The following is a 22,800-nucleotide window of genomic DNA, read 5'->3' on the forward strand; positions in this document are numbered from 1 at the left end:
ATTCACTCCCAATATGATTTAGTCCAGTGTACACAAAAACCCTGAGCAGTAGACTTTTTTTTAGTGTCTACTACTCAGGGTACAGTTTAACAGGGTCCGCTCGTTTTCTTATGTGTCGTTTCTTATGATGAACTTCACGATAACGTCACTCGAGTCTGTCGGGCAGACATGGTATAACTAAATATGTGAATTAATGAGCAAATGGAGGTTTATACATGAAACGATTTTATCTACTATTCGTCGGACTCATCCTGATCCTTTCTGCCTGCAGCCAAAGTGAGGCTGTCGAGTCGACGAAGCTGCATACATACACGAAGTACGAGCTTCCGCTCGAGGACAAAGTCGCGCTCGGGGAAGGAGAGCACGAGATCGTGTTCGTCTTCGACTACAGTTGCCCGTGGTGCAAGAAGTGGATGGAAGAGGTACTACCGGAGATCGAGGAGCGCTGGATTGACACGGGCGAGGTGACGTTCAAAGGACAGCCGCTCGTCCTGTTGAACGAACAGTCGCAACTGCTCGCGAACGTGGATTATAATGTGGAACGGCTCATTCCGGACCGTTACTATGAAGTGCAGCGCGCCATCGGACACGACTCGGGGTCGGACGGCTTCGGGACGGAAGCTCATGTCCAAAAAATCGCCTCTGAGTTCAACCTGAATGTGGACGAACTGCTTGAGAACCACGTCGATATCGGCATCCAGAACTCACGGCTGTTCACGCGGGACTTAGGTGTCAAGTACGTGCCGACGGTGTACGTCGACGGCATCCAGCTCGTGGACGCGTTCAGCTTAGACGAGATGAAACACGTCATGGATGGAACGATCGAGGTCGGTGATCAAGTCGAACTACCCGAGAAGTAAAACAACCCCTCGTCACGACGACGAGGGGTTGCATCATCAATTCTCGAAGTACGGTTTGACGAAGAACTCGAACAGTTCGGCGTCGAGCAAATACCGATTCATGTAAAACGGATCGTTGTCCGGCGTGATCGGGTTCGGGCTCAAGATGAACGCCTGCTCGAAACCGAGGTCTTGTACCGTTTCGGTGACCGCATCGTTCGTGTTGCCGAACGGATAGGCGATCGTCGTGACGCGCGTCCCGAGATTCTTTTCGATGGCGGCGACACTCGTCTCCAAATCTTGCCGCAGTTCATCTTGCCTGTCTTCCGGCAAGAACACGGCGCCTCCGTCTTCGACATAATGCATGTCGTGCGTATGCGTCCCGAAGTCGGCGAGTCCACTGTCCTGCATATCCTTCAGCTCGGTCCACGGGGCGAGGTCCAAGTTTTGGAACGCCTCGCCGACGTGGCCGGTGATGATGAACAGGGTGAACGGGATTTGTTTGTCTCGTAAAATCGGGAACGCGTTCTCGTAGACGGTATGATCGACGTCATCGAACGAGAGCCAGACACATTTGTCTGGGATCGGTTCGCCGGCAAGGTAACGTGATAGGTCAGTTTGCGTCGCGAAATGGACACCTTCGTCCTGGAGCCACGTCATCTGCTGCTCGAACTCGTCGGCGTAGACATTATAGCGAACCAGTTCGGAGGCACCGGTCACGGACTCGACGAGCTTGTTCCATGCGTTCGGCTGTTTGACGCGGTGGTAATTGAGACCGAGACAGACGTTGTCTTTGGGGAGGAGCGCCGCATCGGGTACTTGTTCATGTGTCGTCGAGGACACGTCATATACTTTCCAGGCAATGCCCCCAACCAATAGGAGTGCGAATATCCATTTGAAGTAGCGCATCATTTCAACTCTTTCACCGGGTTTTTCTCGAAGACGATGACTTTATCGGACTGGAGGCGATGGATGTCCTCGGGCTCCATCAAGTCGAGGGCGAGCCAATCGTCGAGCGTCGTATCTTTCGGCATCTGACGCCGGTTGAGCGGTCCATATTTCCGTTTGTTGTACGTCCGCCAAATGAACAGAAGGAGAGCGGCGACGAACGAGGAGACGAGCCCGAAGAAGAGCAGCTCGCGGATGTCGGCGTTCGTGACGTTCAAGGCGGTCTTGAGGATGGCGATATAACGGTCGTTCACGTTCAGGACGGCGCTCAAGAAGAACCAGGTGACGATGAACGTGTACAACCAGAACACGGCCGTGAGCAACAGCTCGATCCCTTTGCGGAACACGTTCTGTTTCGTCTTGACGAGAATCTCTTGCTCATAATCGTATAGCTCACTTACAGGCTGCTTCTCCGTGTCCCCCGGTCTGGTGAACTCCATGTCGCATAACCTCCTTTCACACGGGCCTTGATCGCTTTCGGCGTCGCCGCGATGACGACGAACGTGTTGAGCATCCAGTAGATGACCGGATACCAAGCGGCCCAAACGTAATATTTGAACACTTTATCGTAACGGGCGTCGTTCCAGAGCGAGATGATCAACTGGACGTGGCTGACGAGAACGAGCGCGAACGAGTTATAGGTAAACCAAATCAATAGATCTTGCATCGTGTCGGCCGTCACGAACAAGTACACCGTGACGATGAGCCAGGCGTATGCCCAGAGGACGCTGACGACCTGCTCGATATAGACGGGCCAAATCCGGCGCTGGCGCCAGTCTTTGAAGATGTCGAAGTGACGTAGGACGACTTCCTGCCCGCCTTGCGACCAGCGTACGCGCTGTTTCCAAATGCCGGAGATCGACTCGGGGACGAGCATCCAACAGAGGGCGCGCGGCTCATAGCGGATGTCCCAGAAGTTTTTCTGGAGCTTCCACGAGACGGCGATGTCTTCCGTGATCATGTCGCGGTCCCAGAGCCCGACCGACAGCAGTGCTTTCTTCCGGAACATGACGATGACGCCGGAGACGGTCATGATTTTCCCCATGACGCGCTGCGTGCGTTTGATCGAGCCGATGATCGACGAGTATTCGACGAGCTGCATCCGGCTGAGGAGCGTGTCGCGGTTACGGATGCGCGGGTTTCCGGTGACGGCCCCGACGCGTTCGCCGCGGTTCAAGAAGTGACGGACGAGATAGTACGGTGCCTCTTCGCTCAGGAACGCGTCCGAGTCGACGCATAGCAAATACTCGGAGCGGGCGGCGTGGGCGGCCATATGTAACGCGTTCGCCTTGCCCCGGTTCTCGTGACAGTCGATGACGCGCAAGCGCTCGTACTCATCGGCGAGACCGACGAGGATGTCACCGGTCTTGTCACGGCTGCCATCGTTGACGGCGATGATCTCAAAATTCGGATACGTGAGCCGGTCCAAGTACTCGATCGTCTCGGCGATCGTCTCTTCTTCGTTATAACAAGGAATCAAGATGCTGATGAGCGGCCATTCTCGCTCGTTCAAGTCGAGTTCTTCCTCTTTCTCTCGCGTCAAGCTGAACAAGAGGGCGCCCGAGATCCAAAACAGCGCCATGAAGAACGGATACCAAAACACGAACTGGGCCAGTGGTTCGATCCAAGGTGCGATGTCGAGCCCGTAAAAAGTCATAATAGTCTCCCCTTATTTTCAAAAAAACGGTGCGATGCAAGTATGATAGCATCAAAAAAATACTTTCCCATCATTCTTAAAAAAGTTATGTGGCAACTGAAAAAAAGCACTCGACGTTGCTGTCAAATGCTTTGTTGCTTGTTTTGTTTCTGTTGTCTGTCTTTGCGCCACTTCCACACGAACAAACCGATGAGCGCGAGGACCGGGGCAGCGACCCATGGACGGGCTTCGATGATCGCAACGAGCTCGAAAATCGACAGCCATCCGCTGATCATGATCAAGATAAGCAGGAAAGTCTTGAGTCCACCTCGAATAGGAAACCAGTAGAACACGAACAGCGAAATCAAAAAGAAAGCGAGCAATCCCATGCGGTTATTCCTTTCTAGCCTCATTTTGACTCATTATAGCAGAGAATATTCACAGAGTGTTAGAGCCTTCCCTTGCTCGCCGCTTTTCGTTACTGTTAGGAGAAGACTATTGAAGGAGGAACTATCGTGAAATTTGGAATCATCGGCCTTGGCTATGTCGGACTGGCCACCCTGTGCGGACTGGCGAAAGCGGGGCATGAGGTCATCGGTGTCGAGAAAGATCAACCGAGACTGCTTCGTCTCATGAGTGGGGACGTCCCGTTCCACGAGCCGGGCATGGCAGACGTGTTACGTGACTATCCCGGCTCGATCACGTTCACAGACTCGATCACCGACACAGAAACGGTCGACTATCTCATCCTCGCCGTCGGTACCCCGAGCAAGAGCGACGGCAGCTGTGACTTGACGTTCGTCGACGCGGCCTTGTCCGAGGTGAAGTCGAAACAAAAGATCATCATCCGTAGCACCGTGCCACCGGGGACGACCGACATGCTGTCGATCATGTACCCGGCCCACACGTTCGCCGTCGTCCCCGAGTTTCTCCAAGAAGGGCGCGCGCTCGCCGACGTGTTGAAACCGCACCGTGTCGTCATCGGCAGTGACAACTTCGAGATGTGCGAGGAACTCGCGGGCATCTATGGACGCCTCGGTGTCCCGCTCGTCTGCACGTCGCCGATTGACGCGGAGTTCATCAAGTACGCCTCGAACGCGTTTCTCGCCACGAAAATCAGTTTCATCAACGACTTGGCGCGTCTCGCCGACAAGGCGGGGGCGGACATCACGACGATCGCCGACGGGATGGGTCTCGACCCGCGCATCGGACGTTCGTTCTTGAACGCCGGCCTCGGTTACGGGGGCTCGTGCTTCCCGAAAGACATGCACGCGCTCTTGAACGTCGCCCACGAGAACGAGCTCGACTTGCCGGTCATCAGTGCCGCCATGCACTCGAACGACGCCCAGATGGGTTACGTCGCCTCGAAAGTCGAGCACAAGAGCGGCCTCAAGGTCGCCTTCCTCGGTCTCGCCTTCAAACCGGGTACGGACGATATGCGTGACGCACCGTCGGTCACGCTCGCTCGTCACTTGGCATTGCGTGAAATCGATATCATCGGCTATGACCCGCTCGCCAAGTGGGACTATCCACAGGCGATGACGGTCGAGGCGGCGCTCAAAGGAGCGGACGTCGCCATCCTCGTCACGGAATGGGACGAGCTCGTCAACTTGAAGCCGGAAGCGTTCGACGGGATGCGGACGAAACGGTTGATCGACGCTCGTAACGCGTGGAAATATGCACGCGACCCGGGTACTGTCCAATACGAAGGGATTGGCCGGATGCAAAACAAGGCGAATACGCCGTCATCGATGTGACGAAAGGTGAGACCCCGCGGGGCCTCGCCTTTTTTCACGCCTTCATCTGTTCTTTCGTCGGGCCCATGACGCCAGGGACCGTGAGTCCGGCTTGACGGAGGAGTACCGTCATCTGCCCGCGGTGGTGCGTCTGATGGTCGATCATCATGCGCAAGACGGCACCGCGCGGTTGCTTCGCGCCGTGGACGTCGACTTCTTCGAGCAGGTACTCGTCCGAGAACTGTTCGGCCGCCTTCGCGATCTCATCGGCGTAACGCGCATATTGATCGGCAATCAGTGCCGCGTCGGTCGGTTGTGTCAAACTCTTCAGGGCCGACAGCCGGAAGCCGAGCAAGTTCGTGAAATAACCGAGCGCGGTCGTCACGTGCCAACCGATCCAGCCGAGTGAGTTATGACCGGGGACGATCTCCTGGCCGAGCGCCTCGTCGGTGACGGCGCGGAGCACGTCGAGCGTGCCGGTCGAGGACTTGGTCCAATCTTGTAGAAAGTCTGCTTTTGTCCGATACATCGAATTCCTCCTTGAGCGTTCTGATTCCAGTATAAGATATCGTCCAAGTCATTGGCACGCCTTATGATTTTGAAACATTTGGTCCATTTTTCTCGTACACTATAGAAGAAAGGGGACACCTCTATGTGGGGACTCGTCATTGCAGCACTCATTTTATTCTTGCTCGGATTTTCCGTCCATCGCTTGGGCTGGCATTTCCTCATCTCGGGATATAACACGATGAAGCGTGAGGACAAGGCGCGCGTGAACATCAAGGCGGTGGCACGATTGCTCGGCTTCATGTGTTACGGCATCGCAAGCATCTTTCTCGTCATCGCCGCCATCGACGTGTCTGGTCTCGACATTCCGCTCGAGCCGTTCTTCCTGCTCATCGTCTTGCTCGTCGTTGTCACGCTTTGGCGCAGCCAAAAGTATGACGGGAATATATTTGATGAGCGCGGGAAACTTCGTCCCGGCGGCAAAAAACGGCTCATCCCGCTCGCCCTCGTCTTGACGCTCATCTTGGGATTTGTCGGAGGTCTCTTGTTCTGGTTCAACCAACCGACCGAGGTGACGTTCACCGACTCGGCGCTCGTCATCGAAGGCAGTTACGGCGAGACGATTCCGTACGATGAAATCGAAACCGTCACGTTGACGTATCGGCCGAGCCTTGACCGCCGGACGAACGGTGCCGCCGTCGGCTCACGCTTGACCGGTCACTTCCGGACGACAGGCGGGGAAGATGTGCTCGTCTTCCTCGACCGGGATATCGAGGCCGCCGTTCGCATCGACTGGAGCGGCAAGCCGATCTACGTGAACGTGGAGTCGAACGAAGCGACGGAAGCGTTGTATGAGGAGGTACGATTGAAATGACCCAACCCTGGTACACACGTCATGTGCCGTTCTTCTTCTTGACATTTTTGTTCGCGCCGCTGACGTTACTGCTTCTCGTCTGGCGCTGGGAGAAGTTCGAGGGACACGAGCGGGGCGTCAAGCTGTTCTTCGCCATCGGGATGACGATGTTCATCGTGTTCGGTCTGTTGCCGCGCGGTTCGCTGCCCGTCATCCTGCCTGTTGTCGGACTGTTGATCGCGCTGAAGCTCGTCTTCAATCTCCTCAAACGAAAAACCGGCTGACATGTGTCAGCCGGTCGAACGGGGCCCTCGCTTAGGCGAGACGGCCTCTTTTTTCATTCACCCACGCCTCGAACGCAATCGTGTCGAGGGCCGGGGCGTAGTAGTAACCTTGGCCGAGCTCGACGCCTTCGGCGAGGATGCGATCCAAGTCTTGCTTCGTCTCGATCCCCTCGGCGAGCGAGGTCAGTTCTTGTTCGCTCGCGAATCGGGAGACGGCGCGGAGGAACGACGTGCTGTCCTTCGCTTTTCCGCTGACGTACATGCGGTCGATCTTCACTTCTTGGATCGGTAAGTGCCAGATCGCTTCGAACGAGGCGTAGCCGGTACCGAAATCGTCGATCGACAGGCAATAGCCGAGGTCGGCGATATCTTCGAGCCGCTCGAGCTCGTTCGTATGTGACATGATGTCGGCCGACTCGGTCAGCTCGATCTTCAACCGATCCGGGAGCCATGGATACGTCTCGACCAAGTCGCGCAGCTTCGTGACGATCGACGGGTCGACGGAATGGGCCGACAAGTTGTACGACAACGAGATGTCGGCGAACGGGGTATCGCGCCAGGAAACGAGCTGTTGCACGACCAAATCAAGGATCGAATGCGATAACCAAAGGATTTGATCGGACCGCTCGGCGATGCGGACGAACTCGTTCGGGGGCACGTAGCCGATGTCCGGGTGCTGCCAGCGTGCGAGCGCCTCGGCCCCGACGACATGGCCCGTCTTCAACTCGACTTGCGGCTGATAGGCGACGGTGATATGGCCTTGTTCGATCGCCTCCGGGAGCGCCTGTTCGATCAAGGCGGCCCATTGGAGCTGGGCGAGGATGCTCGAATCGTACCAGACGAACGGCGTCCGCGTCTCTTTGGCGTGTTGGAGCGCCTTTGTCGCCTCGAACAGGCAGTCGTTATAGTTCGGCGTCGTATGGGTCGCCCCGATTTGAAGATGCACGGTCTGGCGTTTCTGGTTGATCAACAGCTCGGTCGGGAAGAGCTCCAGCAACTCGGTCTCGTCGACGTTACGGAGCCCTTTCACATACAGCATGAGCGTATCGTCACGGTAGCGGCCGAACAAGTGGTGCGCGTACTTCTCGAGCCGGTCCTCGACGTGTCGGGCGAACTCGGTCATGAGCAGGTCGGCATACGTCGGGTCGTACCAGTCGACGAGGTGATGGAAGTCGTTCAGTTTGATCAGCAGGAACGTGCCGTCGATGTCTTGTTTCTCCCACGCGCGGAGGAAACCGTACTCGTTATAGAGCTCGGTGGCGAGGTCGAAGCGGACGAGCCGGTCGACTTTGCGCTCACGCTCGACGCGCTCGGTCTCATCTTCGAGGATGAGGTAATACGTAAGCGTCTCGCCGCGCTTGAGCGGGATGATTTTGACGTTCAAGAAGCGGACATGCTCACCTTTCAAGTGCAAGATGAACTGGGCGCTCGTCCCGTTCTCCGTCACCCCGGCGAGCGCCTCGCGCAACAGGCGGCGTCCCGTGTCGGTGAATAGTTGGTTGATTTCATACAAGTTGCGTTCCCCAAAGAACTGGCGGAACACATCGTTTCGTTCGATGAAGTCGTACGTGTCATCGATCAAGGCGATGGCGAGTCCCGTCTCGGAGAAGAGCGACGACCAGCGCTCGTGATACCGGAGCAGGTCGTCCGATTGTGTCTCGAGCGTGTGCACCGTCGAGTGGACACTGACGGCAATCTCTCGGAGTTCGTCCTCGATGCCGCGGAAGTCATGATTCGGCGGGAACGATTCCGCGACCGGTTCCGTGCTCGGGTCGATGGCGAGGGCACGGGCCTTCAAGTGTGCCAAGTCGTGGGCATACATCTTGCGTGTGTAGCAGAGGGCGAGCAGAAGACCCGCCGACAACAGCATCGTGATGAGAAGGGCGGCGATGGCGAGCGTACCGTAACGGGCGCGCTCGGCCATGAGCGTGTCATCTGCCGTCGACCGCACGGTTTGAAGGGCGGCGTGTGAGTCCTCATAAAAGCTCGTCCCGTTGACGTAACGGGCCTCGAGCGTCGAATTGGCGGCCGTCACCCGTCCGAGTGCGAGCGCGCTCTCGATCAAGTCTTCGACCGATTTGGTTTTCAGCGAGGGATCGGTCGCGACGATGTCTTCGATCAGCCGGGCCTCGTTCGCGATCGTCGAGACCTCGAAGTCGAGCTGGTCTCGGTCCGGCGTCTCGGCGAGCAGGTTCGTCACACCTTCGACGAACGCCATCTGCATCCGCATGACGGCGTCGGTCAATTCATAGGCGGTGTTCGCCTGGGCGGTCCGCTCGAGACCTTGGTAGAGCCAGCGCCGATTGATCGACTCGATGACGTCGAACGGTACGGACTCGAATCGGCTCGACCCGTCTTCGTTCAACGTGTCCTCGAGCTGTTCAGAGAAACGGAGCAGGGCGTCCCGTTCACGCTCATCGACCCCCGTCTCGAAGTCGTCAAGCAATTGGAGATTGTATTGGAGCGCCCGTTCACGGTACGGGACCGACAACAGGGCGGTCGGTTGCTCGGAGTTCGCCTCGTACAGTTTGGCCGCGTGATGCAAGACGAGGTACGACTCGACCCCGGCCAAGTCAGAGGCATGATTCAAGTCGCGCACCGTTTCATCGACGGCGACGTGCTTTTCTTTCCAGTAATAGCTCAGTCCGAGCCCGAATAACAATACGCCGATGAGACAAGCGATGGCGAGGGCCATCGTGTAAGTTCGGTACGGAATTTTAGCGAATCGATTATTTCCCATCGGACACCTCCTTCTTTCTCTTCCCATTCTATCTTTCGTGTTCGAGTCTTTCGAGGGAAATCCTGCCCCACGAAAAAAAACCCGACAAAGGTCGGGTCTTCCAATGCGCCGAAGGTCACGGTCGTTTGTAGCCGATGACGCGTGATTTCCAATATGGCTCTTTGCTGATCGTGTTGTAGCCGAGTCCGTACGTCCCGGCATGGATGAACGTGTCCGAATCGATCATGATGCCCATGTGTGACGGGCCGGCCGTGTACGTGTTCTCGAAGAAGACGAGGTCGCCTGCTTTCGGGACGAACGTCTTGCTGAGCTGTGTCCCGAAATAAGACCCGGCCCAATACGTGGCGACGTTCGTGCGGGGGACGCTGTAGCCTGCCTGATTGTATGCGTAATAGATGAGTCCAGAGCAGTCGAACCCACCGTTGGCCGGGTTCGAGGACGCCCAGATGTAAGGCGTGCCGACATATTTCTTGGCGACCGCGATGGCGGCAAGACTCTTCGCTAGTCCATCAGACGAGCCTGACGGTGCCGTCGTAGAACCTTTCGGCACCGCTTTGACGTATGAAGCAGCGACGAAACCGGTCGTGTTGCCGATATAAATTTGATGCCATCCGTTCGACGTTTGGACGACCCGGAGCGTCTGTCCGGCCGTGACGCTGCCGATGACGGCAGAGCTCGTCGAGGCCGAGGCGCGGACGTTGAGCGATGGCGTATTGACGACATAGTCGAACGATTCGTTGCCCGCACCGCCATCTCCGGCGTTCGGAGTGACCGGCGCGCTCGGTGCCGTCGTCGTCTGTTTCAAGTAACCGGTGCTAACGTAACCGCTCTTGCCGTTATACGTGACGTACACCCACGTGCCGCTCTGTTTCGTCGCTTTGACGGTCGTGCCGTTCGGGATGTTCGTGACGAGGGCGTAACCGATCCCTGGGCCTTGACGGACGTTCAAATTCGCCGTCGTGACGTAAGACTGGTTGATGCTCTCTTCTTTGATGGCCGGCTTCGACGGTGCGACCGGTTGGCTCGGCGTCGTTGGAGTAGTCGGTTTGACAGATGAATTCGTCAAGTAGCCGTTATGTACCCACCCGGTCTTCCCGGCATAGCTGACTTTCGTCCAAGTGCCGCTCGTTTTGATCGGCGTGAGCGCTTGACCTTTCGGGATGGTGACGAGTACGTCGTGCCAAGTCCCTGCGGCGCGGCGCAGGTTCAAGTCGGCTGTCGTCACGGTAGCATCGCTTGATGTGACCGGTGTAGACGGTGTGGCTGGAGTCGGTGTGGCCGGTTTGACGGATGCGGTCGTCAAGTAGCCGTTATGTACCCAGCCGGTCTTTCCGCCATAGCTAACTTTCGTCCAAGCGCCGCTTGTTTGGATTGGACTGAGCGTCTTGCCTTTTGGAATCGTGACGAGCACTTTATGTGATGTACCTGCGGCGAGGCGCATATTTAAATTGGCCGTTGTAACGGTACCTGGTCCTGGCGTGGCCGTCGTAGCGGCGGGTTTTACTGTGCTTGGCGCGCTCACACTCAATTTAAGCGTCTGGCCAATGGCGAGACGGTCAGAGCTTAAGTTGTTGCTTGCTTTCAACTGGGCGACCGACACGTTGTGCGTTTGGCTGATCGACCAAAGTGTGTCACCGGCACGGACGACGTGTGTGCTGGCTGCAGCGGCTTCATCGGCCTGGGCGATGATGCTTACGGCGGCGATGGCTGCGAATGAGTACATGAGGCCGGACTTAGGGGACATGGGGTCACTTCCTTCTCTTCAATTTCAGTTGACAATTATCGACAGGTAAAACGATACAAGTTTATTGTAGGGTTTACACATGCGGCAAGCAATGGTGGAAATGGCTCAATCAGTGGATTCCGTTGAAAATAAGGTCAATAATTTTGTGCGTGGACGAAGAATAAGTACTAAAGAAACAGGGGAATCGAAAATTGACTTTCTGTTGAATTTTGGAAACCTATTTATATATCTTTTCGTGCTATCATGAATGCAAAACGTTTGAACGAGAGTAGGGGACTTATGAACGAGGGGAACAATTCATCACAAACATACCGACAACATCAAGAGAAACTGTTCGAACTCGTCCGGATGCCCGACGTGACGGAGGAAGCGGTGCGACAGACGCTTCATTACATGTGCGAAGTCGTCTCCGATATGCTCAACGTCGATACGGTCTCGATTTGGCACTTTGACGAGACGTACGCATCGATCAGTTGCCAAGTCGCCTATTCGAAAGAGAGTGGCCCGATTGAACCGGCATTGACGGTCATGCGTGGGGACGCACCTGTCTACTTCGACGCCCTGCGGACGAACCGGGTGTTGCCGTTTGAGAACGTCCGGACCCATGAGTGGGTGAAGGACTTGTACCAGCAACATTTCGTGGAAGGGCAGCGGGTGTACTCGATGCTCGACGCGCCGATCTATGCGAACAATCGGGCCAAAGGGGTCATCTGTTGCGAGACGTTTGCCCCGCGCCAGTGGACGTTCATCGAGGAATTGATTGTCAGCACGCTATCCGATTTTATCGCCATCCTCTATCTCCGGCTCGACCGTCAAGAAATCGACGACCATCTCGCCAAGCTCGCCTATACGGATGAACAGACCGGGCTCATGAACTTGAACGGCTTCATCGAACGGGTGGACGCGCTCCGGGAACAGACGCCGCATCAGCTCGGGTCAATGATTTATTTGCGGGCGGACGAGTTCCGCTCGGTTGAGACGGCGATCGGTATCCAACGGGCAGACGAGATTGTCCTCGAACTGTCAGAACGAATCCAGCAAGTCGTCGATCCGACATTACTCGCGCGCATCTCCCAGTCTGGCTTCCTGCTATGGACGCCTTACGGGGACCGAATCAAAGTCAAAGGATATGCCGATTTGATTTGTGAGACGGTGACGAGCGAGCCGTTCGCGGTCGGGGAACTCGACGTCGTCTTGACGATGAGCGCATTTATCTCGATCGAGGACAAGTCACGTTCGACGCTCGAGATGATGGACACGACTCGGATCACGGCCAATGAGCGTCACGTGCAGCGCGGGGGTATCGCCTTCTACGAGGAAGAGATGGGTGAGAAGGCGACGGCCCGTCTGACACTCGAGATGAATTTGCGAAAAGGGCTCGCCTTGAACGAGTTCACACTCTATTATCAGCCGAAAATCGAAGCGGCGACCGGAAAACTGAATGGGTTTGAAGGATTGATGCGTTGGATTCATCCGAAACACGGGTTGATCCCGCCGCTCGACTTCATCCCGATCGCCGAGTCGACGGGCGTCATCATCGCCCTCGAGGAATGGGCACTCGCCGAGGCATGCCGTCAGTTGAAAACGTGGCACGCCTCGGGACGGATGTATCAACTCGCACTGAACTTGTCGGCTCGTCATTTTCTATCGGACGGGGTCGTCGAGAAGTTGGGCCAAATCGTCAAAGAGATGGACGTCTGTCCGAACTACTTGACGTTCGAGATCACCGAGAGCGTCGGGATGGAGAATCAACAGCACGTCATCGAACGCTTCATCGCCTTCCGGGAACAAGGTTTCTCGATCTCGATTGACGACTTCGGGACCGGCTTCTCGGCGTTCGTCTATTTGAAGCACTATCCGATCCACGAGATCAAAATTGATCGTCAGTTCATCCAAGTGACGGACAACGACCCGACCGGAAACGTCATCGTCCAGTCAATCATCGAGCTCGCTCGTGGGCTCGAATTGAAGACGGTGTGCGAAGGCATCGAGACACCGGAACAGCTCGACACGCTCCGTTCGCTCGGTTGTGACGAGATGCAAGGGTATTATTTCTCGCGTCCGCTCCCGATCGACGAACTCGAGATGTGGATCGAAGATTATGAAACGACAAAGAAGGATTCGCTCCGTTGAGCGGATCCTTTTGACTGGACCGTAGACATATCAAATGTCTGCGGTTTTTGTTTGTCCGCCCAGACACGACTCGCTTTTCTGGGGCAATCAGGGGGCCGCACCGCGACTTTGTCGCTGCTGGGTCTCCCTTTGCTTGCTAATCCCCTAGAAGTCGATCCGTGTCGCTGGAGAGATGGGAGAACGCGAATATGGCGTCATCGACGAGTCGACGTTCCGTGACGTCGCGTCCGACATGGGCTGGGATACACCTGAAACGCTAGCCTCCGACCAGGTCTACTTGATCGATCCGTTCTATGATGAGTGGTTCTCAGAAAACGTGACCGCGGTCGAGCTTGATGGCGTGACACATGAAGTCGCCTCCCGTTATGAGAAGACACCGCTCAACGTCATGACATTTGACGGTTTGCTCCTCGTTACGCCAGACGACGTGTTCACGGCACTGCCGGGAGAGGCGTTGGCGTATCAGGCTGTCTCGGTCGCCGATTATAAAGAGCAGACCGCCTTATCCGAGTCGTTGTCGATTGAGGCGAACTTCTCGAGCGCGACAGCGTTGTATAGCGAGGCGATGACCGTGCACGGCGCGCTGTTGTTCGTCGGCAGTTTCCTCGGACTCATCTTCCTCGTCGCCACCGGCAGCATCATCTATTTCAAGACGATGACCGAGGCCGAAGAGGACCGGGCCAAATACGCGGTGCTGCGGAAAGTCAGCATCTCGAAGCGGGATGTGAAACGGACGATCCGTCAACAGATTGCCGTTGTGTTCCTGGCGCCGTTCTCACTCGGGATCGTGCACGCCTCGGTCGCCCTCGTCGCATTCTCACGATTGCTGGTGATGGATTTCACGGTGCCGGTGCTCGTCTGGATGGGTGTATACAGCGCGATTTATGCGCTCTACTACGTGTTGACCGTACGTCGGTTCACGAAACAAGTGATATGAAGGAGAGAACATCATGAAAAAAGGAATCGTCGCGAGCCTCGCGCTCATCGTCGTCATCATTGGGCTCGTCAATATCGATTGGCAACGGATTGGGAAGGATCATGTCTACGTGCAAGTCGGGGAGGTCACGGAAGTGGAAGAGACGACGCTCGACTCGGGTGACGTCGTCCGCCGCTATGTCTACTCGACGGAAGCGCTGACGAAGGATGGGGACTCGCAAACGGTCACGTTCACGGCGGCGAAAGAGCTTCGGAACGGGGCGTACTTGAAGTTGTACGTCAAAAACAAGGATGAGGTCACGTCATACGACGAAGTGTCGGTCGCGGACGTTCCCGAAGCGGCACGAGAGAAGTTATAAAAAATAAAGTACGATGCATAACCCGTCTGTGGGAATTGAGGTATCGTGCTTTTTCGCATGTGTCATGAATTGGGGCGTCCCATCGAAATCGACTTGCTCTGGGTAACAAGCGTATAATTAAATCACGAACACTTGAGAGAAAGGAAGCGGGTTATATGTTTGAGCAACTGACGATGAAAAAAGAACAACTGGATCAAAACCGACCGCTGCCGACGTATACGCTTCAAAGTTTGAGAGCAAAACTCTTTTTAGAATGGACATATAACTCGAATGCCATTGAAGGAAATACGTTGACAATCAACGAGACCAAAGTGGTGTTGGAAGGTATAACGGTTGGCGGGAAGACGATGCGAGAACATCTAGAAGTGATTAACCATCAGGATGCCATTTCCTACGTCGAAGAGATTGTCCGACGTGAAGAGCCGCTGACGGAGTGGCAAATCAAAAATTTGCACCTTCTCGTCTTGAAAGGCATTGACGATTCGTATGCAGGCGTCTATCGGGATCAGCAAGTGTTTATTGCCGGAGCCGCTCATGTGCCGCCGCCTCCTTATCTCATTCAAGAACAGATGGAGCAGCTGATAAATTGGTATGAAACAGAGACGAATACGATGCATCCAGTTGAACGGGGTACTTTATTGCATGCTAAGTTCGTGGGGATTCATCCGTTCATTGATGGAAATGGTCGTACGTCTCGGTTATTGCTCAATTTGGAGTTGATGAAGTCGGGTTATCCGCCTGTCGTCATCAAAGTCGAAAATCGCCTGAGTTATTACAATGCGCTAGATCGGACGCATACGATAGAAATGTACAACGACTTTATCAATCTGGTCGCTACAGAGGTCGAAACATCGCTTGATTTATATTTGAGCGCCATCGCCCCTCGTCCATCCAAAAACAGCCCTTCCTGAATCGTCAGGAAGGGCTGTCTCATGTCCGCTCATTCATGCGGCAGTTTGGTTTTTAATTCTAACTGGAGTATGTACGCCAATTCTTTATGGGCCAACTCGGAGAAGTTCGTCTTTTTGACGTGTGTCCGGGGCCGTAGTCCGCATTCCAATGCGATGTCGACGATAGTCCGAATCTGATTTTCCGTATAGAAGCGCTTGCGTCCCATCGTGAACGGGGTCGGTGGCAAGACGCCGTCGGTTTCCCATTTGATCAGCTGTTGCTGGCTACGGGGAATCCCGGCGACATGAAACGCACGGCTCAGTTCTTTTAGTGGATAGACGGTCAATGGGCGTTCGTTGTACAGGAGCGGCTTCGCGTTTTCGGGGCGATAGTCATCCCAGTCAGTCGCGTAAAACGTCAGGTCGGTTTGGTCGAAGTCGAGTTGAGCGGAAGGAATAGGGGTGTTGAGTGCGAAGTCTAAGCTGTTCATCTAGAGTATCTCCTTCTTCAAGTCAAACTGGTCATTTCGAAAATGCCCTCCTCCGTATAGTACCCCATTTTCAAGTAATTAACTGTCAGTTTTTTCAAAGTGGGGAAATGAATTCGTGGGACTTTAGGCGTGTTTTCAAAATTCGGTTGACGCCTATTAAGATACCCTAATTGGTATGTAAATTCAAGGAATAAAGCCGATTCGAGGCGATGAATACGCCTTCATTCAGAATGGGTCTATAGTCGTTACAAAAAGGTAACAAGGAAATATGAGCAAACATTCACCAATTTCGGTTAATAGGGGCGAAGGAGGTGAGACATATGGCAGTGTATCGAGAATACGCAAGCGTCTTTTATCTCGACACGAAGCGGCTCGTTGACGGCAAAGAAAAGCGTCAGCTCGTCCGGTTCGGTCCACTCGGTGCGCGAATGGAGACCGAGGAGATCAAGCAGTTCGGTGATCTGTTGATTCCGCTTCTCGCGGTCGAATCCGCCGCATACGTCGTGTCGCGTGAGTTCCACGTGACGTTCTAATTGGAGGAACCCCTGATGCGTGTACTAATGCGTTCCGCCGGAGCCTTGTCCGATGAGCGGGTGGGCCCATGAGCTGGCCCGAACTCATCTCGAACCTCGGCTTCCCGATCGTCGTCTCGCTCTATCTGCTCCACCGGATTGAGACGCGCCTTGAGCGCATGATTCAATTGCTCGAGCGTCTCGACTCGACCTATCCATCCGAATCGTAATCCATCCCTGAAAGGAGCCATCCCCCATGGCCGTATTGACTGAAAAGAAAGCGACGCTCGTCTTGACGACGCACCATGATTTGAACAGCTTGAAACCGACGAAGAAAACGCAGCGCTTCGGTCCGATCCGGGCGGCGCTCACGGCTGACAACGCCGAGGCGTTCGGCCACCTCATGCTCGACGTGACCGAGCAAGAAGATTTCACCGTGTCGGTCGTTCGCGAATACGATCTCGTCTAATCACACCCACATCCAAGGAGGACTAACCCATGACTGAGACTAAAGTAGAAATCGCATTTTTGGATATGTTCAATAAAGTATCACGCTTCCGTTTGAATAACGTGAAACAACCGGTCGATCCGTTAAAAGTCCAAGCACTCGCCGACTTCATGGTCGCCAACGACCCACTCGGCAAGAGCGTCGTCAAATGGACAGAAATCAAGATGATCGAAGGCACGCAAACCGTGTTGAACGTCCAATAACGAGTCAAGAGATGACTGAGTTTTCAGTCATCTTTTTTTATTTTGGTCAATTTCCTTTAGATTCCTCGACGTCAAGACGATATAGGAAGAAACGTTGCACGCGAGAGGGGAAAATACATATGTCAGTGAAACAGAAGTGGAAGGCATTGCGGAACCGTTTGAACGTCCGGCGCTTTCAATGGAAACCGAAGTGGCGAAAGTCGAGCACACGCCCAAAACAGCGAGTGACCGGCAAGAACCTGACCATCCGTCAAAAACTGTGGGGACTCGTCATCCTCGCGCTCCTCATGGTCGCAGGGGTCGGCGGCTATTCGCTCTTGTCGCTCGCCGATGCGAACCGGCAAGGCGATGATATCGTCAACAACTGGAGCAAAGGGCTCGACTACGCCCACGAGCTGAACACGCTCGCAGCAAACTATCGCGCGCTCGAACTCGAACACATCGTGACCGACGACGCGGCCGCGAAAGAAGAATTGATGACCGCGATGAAAGACATTCGGACGCGCATCAATGAGATCGCCCCGAAATACGAACAGACGGCGACGGGCGAGACGGACAAAGAGCTGTTCGCCAACTTCAGTCGACAGTGGGAGATGTATCAGCGCGTGTCGGACAACATGCTCATCTTCAGCACGTCCGGCAATAACGGCATGGCCCGCTCGTATTATGACGCCCAGTCACAATCGACATACGACAACTTCACGCAACGCTTAACCGAACTCGTCGACTACAACTCGGAAGGCTCACAACGTGTCGGCGCCGACATGGAACGTGAGTTCGGGCAGTCGCTCATCGCACTGCTCGTCGTGACGATCGGAGCGTTCGTCCTTCTCTTGTTCCTCGGACTGAGCTTATTGCGCTCAATCATCAAACCGATGCGGGTGCTCCAAGAGAAATTTGACGAATTGGCCTCGCAAGGCGGCGATTTGACGATGGCCATCCCGGTCACGTCGAACGATGAGATCGCTCAAGTGAGCCGCTCGTTCAACACGTTCCTCGCCACGTTGCGTGACATCATGGTCGATGTCGACAAGACGGCGAAAGTCGTCCTCGTGTCGTCGAAAGAAGTGGCGACGGAAGTGACACAATTGAGCCGTTATATGGAAGAGACGTCAGGCACGGTCGAAGAATTGACGGCCGGTATGGAAGAGACGGCCGCGTCGTCGCAAGAGATGAGCGCGTCGACGACCGAGATGGGTAGTTCCATCGATACGATCGTCGACTTGTCGAACGAGAGCGCCAAGACAGCGAGCGATGTCGAGCGTCGGGCCCATGCGCTCCGTGAGCAAGCCGTCGCCTCGAAGACGGAAGCGAACGCCATCATCGACAAGAAGCGCATCGAGCTCGACGACGCCATCAAAGGGGCGCAGTCGGTCGAACAGATTCGCGTGTTGACGAGCGCCATCTTGACCATCGCCGACCAGACGAACTTGCTCGCCTTGAACGCATCGATCGAGGCGGCCCGGGCCGGGGATGCCGGTCGCGGCTTCGCCGTCGTCGCCTCGGAGATTCGTAAGCTCGCCGAGAACTCGCGCCAGACGGTGAACGAGATTCAAGCGGTATCGCATACGGTCATCGACTCGGTCGCCCGGCTCAACACGAGCTCGGCTGATATGTTGACGTTCCTCGATACGAAAGTGCTCGCCGATTACGACCGGCTCGAGGAGTCGGCCACGCAATATGAAGCGGATGCGACCGTATTTGGGGAGACGGCACAGACGTTCGAGACGAACGCGCTCCAACTCCGCCATATGACCGACAGCATCCTCCACGTCATCCAAGAAGTCGCGACGACCGTGACGGAAGGGGCGGACGGGACGCAATCGATTTCGGAGAAAGTCCAACTGTCCGTCGAGCGGTTCAACGACGTCCAAACTCGGATGCACGAAACCGAACAACAAGCGATCGAACTTTCGAATCGCGTGTCACAGTTCAAGTTATGAAACGAGGCCGCAGCCGTTAGGAGCTGCGGTTTTTTTGTGACAAAAAATGGAACACAAGACTCGTAAATAAGGTCAATCGATAAAAGAATTGGAAACAAATGTGGAAACCGTTTGCACAAACCGATAGAAATCATGTGATTCCAAAATTTGATAGAAATAGAGGTGTGAGAGGACGCGTTCCTCGAGAAGATGAAAAAAGGCTAAATCAACTCACATTGACGCAGAAACTGTTTGGCGGGATTGGAATGATTCTTTTACTCGTCGTAATCGGGATGGGTTACAATCTGATGGCGCTGAACGATGCGACGAGCCGATGTGAAGAAATGATTTCATCAGATGTCATGCGGATGAAGGCGGCCGATGAACTATCGTTAGGGATGGTCCGTCAGGCGTATGGCCTGCGTGGTTATATTCTTGAACAAGAGCCGGCCCGGCTTGAAGCAGAGCAGCAAGGGTCAGAAGAGAAAAAAGAAGCAATCAACGCCCTGTTAGAACTCTCGCCTTCGACAGAAGAGACGAAAGAACTAGAGAACTTGATGTCATACGCGTTAGGTTACGATGACTTAGCACAACAGTTGATTCAAGCAATCGACGCGGATGATCAAGAGACGGTGGACCGACTCGCGCTCCGGTTGATGCCGGATGTGACGGCATCGATCATTGAGTCAGGCGAGACGATGCAAGCCGAATCGGAAGCCGCGATGTTGGCGAAGCAAGCGCAGCTTGAGAGCCGAGGTCAAAGTGCATTGATATACTCTGCAGTGATTGCCGTCATCATTTTCGTACTCACGCTTGGCGCCGGCTACTTTCTCCAACGCATGGTCACGGTCCCGCTCCGTCAACTATCGGACGAGGTCGGCATCGTCGCTGACGGTGATTTGACACGCGCCGACCTCCAGGCGCTCACGCGCGATGAAATCGGCGAATTGATGCTTGGCTTCAACCAGATGAAAGGCAACCTCCGTGAACTCATCGACGAAGTGAGCCGGAACGCCCAAGAAATCACGGCGCAGTCGGAAGAACTGTACGCGAGCACGGAAGAGATGTCGTCGCAGACAGAGGAGACGACGCGGATGATTGAACAAGTCGTCGGTGAGACGATCAACCAAGCGGCAGCTGCCTCGAAGAGCGGACAAGCGGTCGCAGCGGCCGATGAGGGCGTCGAACGAATCGCCACGTCAATCGGGACGATCAGCCAAGACGTCCAGACGAGTCTGAAGCTCGCCGAACGCGGGGAACAGACGATTCAACAAGCGAAGCAAGAAGTGCTCGCGCTCGAATCGGAGACGGTCGTGACCGGCCAGTCGATCACGGCGTTGAAACAACAGTCAGACGAGATCGCCCTCATCACCGAGGTCATCCAGTCGATCGCCGACCAGACGAACCTGCTCGCCTTGAACGCGGCCATCGAAGCGGCCCGGGCCGGGGAACAAGGGAAAGGCTTCGCCGTCGTCGCCGAAGAAGTGCGGAAACTCGCAGAACAGTCGAAACAATCGGCGTCGCAAATCGCCGGCTTGATCGAATCGATTCAAACGCAATCGAACGCGGTGCTCGAACGTCACGCCATCAGTGCCCGCCGCGTCGAGACGAACACGGCGCTGCTCGAAGAAGCGACGGAGTCGTTCCAACAAATCGTCGGGCAATTGCACGCCTCGGTCGAGAACACGGAACAAATCCGGGTCGCCTCGAGCGAGATCGCGACGACGACGAAACAAGTCGCGACAGCGGCAATCCATATGGCGAGTGACAGTGAAGGCACGGCCGAGACGATGCGTAGCGTCGGTGAGACAGCCGACGCCCAGCTCGCGATGATTCAAGAGTTGAACGGAGTTGCCGAGTCGCTCGGCAATATGACCGGAGACTTACAGACGCTCATCGGTCGCTTCCAAACGTAAGACGGACCGTCCTTTCCCGTTCAGGGGAGGACGGTTTTTGCGTGTTCCAAGGATTGAGGGGGCAGGGTTAGGGGAATTGCCGAAGAGAGATATCGATCTCGATTACAGTGAAAAGGGGACACAATTATGAAATATACCGTCATCACCGGGGCAAGTTCAGGTATTGGCTATGAAGCGGCGAAACAGTTCGCCAAACAAGGGAAGTCGCTCGTGCTCGTGGCGCGTCGTCACGACGAACTCGAGAAGCTACGGAGTGAGATCAAATCAATTTCACCGAAGAGCGACGTCATCATCAAGGCAAACGACTTGTCATATAGCGAGAACGTGTATGCGCTCTATGAATCACTCGCCGATCTCGACATCGAGACGTGGGTCAATAACGCCGGGTTCGGGGATTCGAATCTCGTGAAAGACGTCAAGGTCGGGAAGATGGAGAACATGATCCGCTTGAACGTCGAGGCGTTGACGGTGCTGTCGAGCCTGTACGTCCGGGACTATCACAACGTTGAAGGGGCGACGCTTGTGAACGTCGCGTCCGTCGTCGGCTATCACATCGCCAAAAAAGGTGTCACGTACAGCGCGTCGAAATTCTTTGTCAGTGCGTACACGGAAGGGCTCGCCCGAGAGCTCATGAACGACGGGGACAAACTGCGGGCGAAAGTGCTCGCACCGGCCGCGACGGAGACCGGCTTTGCGAGCCGTGCCCGCGAAGAAGAGGACTTTGATTATAGCCAAAACGTCGAGAAGTATCATACGGCCAAAGAGATGGCCGAGTTTTTGCTGCAGTTGCTCGAGAGCGATCAAGTCGTTGGCATCGTCAACCACGAGGACTACTCGTTCGAGTTGCGCGGACCGATTCATCCGTATATGTAATAAATGATTGGTTAGGTTTGAGTGCAAAAACGAGTTAAATCTGTTACATTTAATACATACTGTATGTATTGTAAGTATTTAATGTGGAGGTGTTTTTGTGCAAAAACTAAAAAGTAGTGAAAGAAAGTTAGTGAAACACGGAAATTCTGTTCATGTCTCAATTCCTATAAGTGAATTGCGGCATCTGAATTTAGAAGTGGGCGATACAGTTTCCGTAACTACGACAGATGAGGGCATTTTAATCAAACCGACTAATAAGATTGAAATTCCTCCTAACATGGATATCGCTCCGAACTTCTTTAAAGAAATGGAGCAAATTATGAGTCAGCACGATGAGACATTTAAAGGATTAGTAGATCGTTGATTCAGTATGTAACGGAAACAGAAGTGATTGCTATCAATCGTTTAATGATACTGAGGTATTCACCTGAAGAACCAATTGGTATAAAAGACAGAGGTTTATTAAGCTCGTCTGTTCAAAGAATGAACCACTCTGCGTTTGGTGAAGATGCTTATATTACTGTATTTGAAAAGGCGGCTGCCTTATTCCACTCATTGATTAACAACTATTGTTTTATTAATGCCAACAAACGCACTGCTTATGGAGCACTTCAATTGTTTTTAGCCCGTAACGGATTTGCGCTCGTATTAGAGTCGTCTCTTGCAATCGAATTATGTGTTCGAGTAGCGACAGAGCAAATGGATATTCAACAGTTGGCCAATAATATAGAAATTAACTCATCACCACTTTGATTAATTTGACGACAGCA

25 protein-coding genes are annotated in these 22,800 nt (G+C 54.5%); 17 read left to right on the plus strand and 8 right to left on the minus strand.

The window, feature by feature from the left end; all coding sequences use genetic code 11:
• Positions 1-215: 215 nt before the first annotated feature.
• Complete coding sequence (locus KNP02_RS01580; protein WP_214706672.1) at positions 216-860, plus strand: thioredoxin domain-containing protein; 645 nt, start codon at positions 216-218, stop codon at positions 858-860.
• 36 nt (positions 861-896) lie between these two features.
• Here KNP02_RS01580 and KNP02_RS01585 read toward each other — a convergent pair whose 3' ends face one another.
• From KNP02_RS01585 to KNP02_RS01600, 4 genes are all read right to left on the minus strand, one after another.
• The gene (locus KNP02_RS01585) at positions 897-1,748 is read right to left on the minus strand and encodes a polysaccharide deacetylase family protein (protein ID WP_214706674.1); all 852 of its coding nucleotides are present in this window, start codon (positions 1,746-1,748) and stop codon (positions 897-899) included.
• A complete protein-coding gene (gene pgaD / locus KNP02_RS01590; protein ID WP_214706676.1) occupies positions 1,748-2,227 on the minus strand; it encodes a poly-beta-1,6-N-acetyl-D-glucosamine biosynthesis protein PgaD in 480 nt (159 codons plus the stop codon). Before pgaD ends, KNP02_RS01585 begins: the two co-directional genes overlap by 1 nt.
• Positions 2,185-3,444, minus strand: a complete 1,260-nt coding sequence (pgaC, locus tag KNP02_RS01595; RefSeq protein WP_214706690.1) for a poly-beta-1,6-N-acetyl-D-glucosamine synthase — start codon at positions 3,442-3,444, stop codon at positions 2,185-2,187. Before pgaC ends, pgaD begins: the two co-directional genes overlap by 43 nt.
• A 122-nt stretch (positions 3,445-3,566) precedes the next feature.
• A complete protein-coding gene (locus KNP02_RS01600) occupies positions 3,567-3,812 on the minus strand; it encodes a hypothetical protein (RefSeq protein ID WP_138858913.1) in 246 nt (81 codons plus the stop codon).
• A 126-nt stretch (positions 3,813-3,938) separates the two neighbouring features.
• Here KNP02_RS01600 and KNP02_RS01605 point away from each other — a divergent pair, with 126 nt between their 5' ends.
• The gene (locus tag KNP02_RS01605; RefSeq protein WP_214706706.1) at positions 3,939-5,180 is read left to right on the plus strand and encodes a UDP-glucose dehydrogenase family protein; all 1,242 of its coding nucleotides are present in this window, start codon (positions 3,939-3,941) and stop codon (positions 5,178-5,180) included.
• 34 nt (positions 5,181-5,214) lie between these two features.
• Here the strand turns inward: KNP02_RS01605 and KNP02_RS01610 are convergent, their stop codons facing one another.
• The gene (locus KNP02_RS01610; protein WP_058764471.1) at positions 5,215-5,688 is read right to left on the minus strand and encodes a DinB family protein; all 474 of its coding nucleotides are present in this window, start codon (positions 5,686-5,688) and stop codon (positions 5,215-5,217) included.
• Positions 5,689-5,811: 123 nt separating this feature from the next.
• Here KNP02_RS01610 and KNP02_RS01615 point away from each other — a divergent pair, with 123 nt between their 5' ends.
• Both KNP02_RS01615 and KNP02_RS01620 read left to right on the plus strand, forming a co-directional pair.
• Positions 5,812-6,540, plus strand: a complete 729-nt coding sequence (locus tag KNP02_RS01615) for a DUF3784 domain-containing protein (RefSeq protein WP_214706709.1) — start codon at positions 5,812-5,814, stop codon at positions 6,538-6,540.
• Positions 6,537-6,803, plus strand: coding sequence for a hypothetical protein (locus KNP02_RS01620; RefSeq protein ID WP_214706710.1), 267 nt, complete (start codon positions 6,537-6,539; stop codon positions 6,801-6,803). The genes KNP02_RS01615 and KNP02_RS01620 overlap by 4 nt, the downstream gene beginning before the upstream one ends.
• 31 nt (positions 6,804-6,834) lie before the next feature.
• On the opposite strand, the gene KNP02_RS01625 is transcribed toward KNP02_RS01620, so the two are convergent.
• Complete coding sequence (locus KNP02_RS01625) at positions 6,835-9,543, minus strand: EAL domain-containing protein (protein WP_214706712.1); 2,709 nt, start codon at positions 9,541-9,543, stop codon at positions 6,835-6,837.
• A 115-nt stretch (positions 9,544-9,658) separates the two neighbouring features.
• Positions 9,659-11,287 (minus strand): C40 family peptidase, encoded by a 1,629-nt coding sequence (locus tag KNP02_RS01630; RefSeq protein WP_251129094.1) that lies wholly within the window; start codon positions 11,285-11,287, stop codon positions 9,659-9,661.
• Between the two features lie 279 nt (positions 11,288-11,566).
• Between KNP02_RS01630 and KNP02_RS01635 the strand changes: the two genes are divergently transcribed.
• From KNP02_RS01635 to KNP02_RS01650, 4 genes are all read left to right on the plus strand, one after another.
• Entirely contained in the window at positions 11,567-13,420 is a 1,854-nt protein-coding gene (locus KNP02_RS01635) for a sensor domain-containing phosphodiesterase (RefSeq protein ID WP_214706729.1), read from the plus strand.
• A gap of 172 nt (positions 13,421-13,592) precedes the next feature.
• Entirely contained in the window at positions 13,593-14,357 is a 765-nt protein-coding gene (locus KNP02_RS01640) for a hypothetical protein (protein ID WP_214706736.1), read from the plus strand.
• Positions 14,358-14,370: 13 nt separating this feature from the next.
• Positions 14,371-14,715: a YxeA family protein gene (locus tag KNP02_RS01645; protein ID WP_214706740.1), complete on the plus strand. Its 345-nt coding sequence runs from the start codon at positions 14,371-14,373 to the stop codon at positions 14,713-14,715.
• A 155-nt stretch (positions 14,716-14,870) separates the two neighbouring features.
• Positions 14,871-15,626 carry a Fic family protein gene (locus KNP02_RS01650; protein ID WP_214706748.1) on the plus strand — a complete coding sequence of 252 codons (756 nt, stop codon included), beginning with the start codon at positions 14,871-14,873 and terminating at the stop codon, positions 15,624-15,626.
• Positions 15,627-15,655: 29 nt separating this feature from the next.
• Here KNP02_RS01650 and KNP02_RS01655 read toward each other — a convergent pair whose 3' ends face one another.
• On the minus strand, positions 15,656-16,096 hold the full coding sequence (locus tag KNP02_RS01655) for a MerR family transcriptional regulator (protein WP_138858918.1): 441 nt from the start codon (positions 16,094-16,096) through the stop codon (positions 15,656-15,658).
• 320 nt (positions 16,097-16,416) lie between these two features.
• Between KNP02_RS01655 and KNP02_RS01660 the strand changes: the two genes are divergently transcribed.
• From KNP02_RS01660 to KNP02_RS01700, 9 genes are all read left to right on the plus strand, one after another.
• Positions 16,417-16,629, plus strand: coding sequence for a hypothetical protein (locus KNP02_RS01660; RefSeq protein WP_029594867.1), 213 nt, complete (start codon positions 16,417-16,419; stop codon positions 16,627-16,629).
• Between the two features lie 68 nt (positions 16,630-16,697).
• Entirely contained in the window at positions 16,698-16,838 is a 141-nt protein-coding gene (locus KNP02_RS01665) for a YvrJ family protein (protein ID WP_016510821.1), read from the plus strand.
• A 26-nt stretch (positions 16,839-16,864) separates the two neighbouring features.
• Positions 16,865-17,077 carry a hypothetical protein gene (locus KNP02_RS01670; RefSeq protein ID WP_214706750.1) on the plus strand — a complete coding sequence of 71 codons (213 nt, stop codon included), beginning with the start codon at positions 16,865-16,867 and terminating at the stop codon, positions 17,075-17,077.
• A 29-nt stretch (positions 17,078-17,106) separates the two neighbouring features.
• Positions 17,107-17,319: a DUF2922 domain-containing protein gene (locus tag KNP02_RS01675; RefSeq protein WP_034778930.1), complete on the plus strand. Its 213-nt coding sequence runs from the start codon at positions 17,107-17,109 to the stop codon at positions 17,317-17,319.
• 119 nt (positions 17,320-17,438) lie between these two features.
• Entirely contained in the window at positions 17,439-19,262 is a 1,824-nt protein-coding gene (locus tag KNP02_RS01680; RefSeq protein WP_214706752.1) for a methyl-accepting chemotaxis protein, read from the plus strand.
• 164 nt (positions 19,263-19,426) lie between these two features.
• A complete protein-coding gene (locus tag KNP02_RS01685) occupies positions 19,427-21,157 on the plus strand; it encodes a methyl-accepting chemotaxis protein (protein WP_353047334.1) in 1,731 nt (576 codons plus the stop codon).
• 126 nt (positions 21,158-21,283) lie between these two features.
• A complete protein-coding gene (locus KNP02_RS01690; protein WP_214706756.1) occupies positions 21,284-22,030 on the plus strand; it encodes an SDR family NAD(P)-dependent oxidoreductase in 747 nt (248 codons plus the stop codon).
• A 97-nt stretch (positions 22,031-22,127) separates the two neighbouring features.
• Positions 22,128-22,394 (plus strand): AbrB/MazE/SpoVT family DNA-binding domain-containing protein, encoded by a 267-nt coding sequence (locus tag KNP02_RS01695; RefSeq protein WP_214706758.1) that lies wholly within the window; start codon positions 22,128-22,130, stop codon positions 22,392-22,394.
• Complete coding sequence (locus tag KNP02_RS01700; RefSeq protein ID WP_214706760.1) at positions 22,391-22,783, plus strand: type II toxin-antitoxin system death-on-curing family toxin; 393 nt, start codon at positions 22,391-22,393, stop codon at positions 22,781-22,783. Before KNP02_RS01695 ends, KNP02_RS01700 begins: the two co-directional genes overlap by 4 nt.
• Positions 22,784-22,800 lie beyond the last annotated feature (17 nt).

It is taken from the genome of Exiguobacterium sp. s40 (assembly GCF_018617905.1).
GTDB classification, from domain to species: Bacteria; Bacillota; Bacilli; order Exiguobacteriales; family Exiguobacteriaceae; genus Exiguobacterium; species Exiguobacterium mexicanum_A.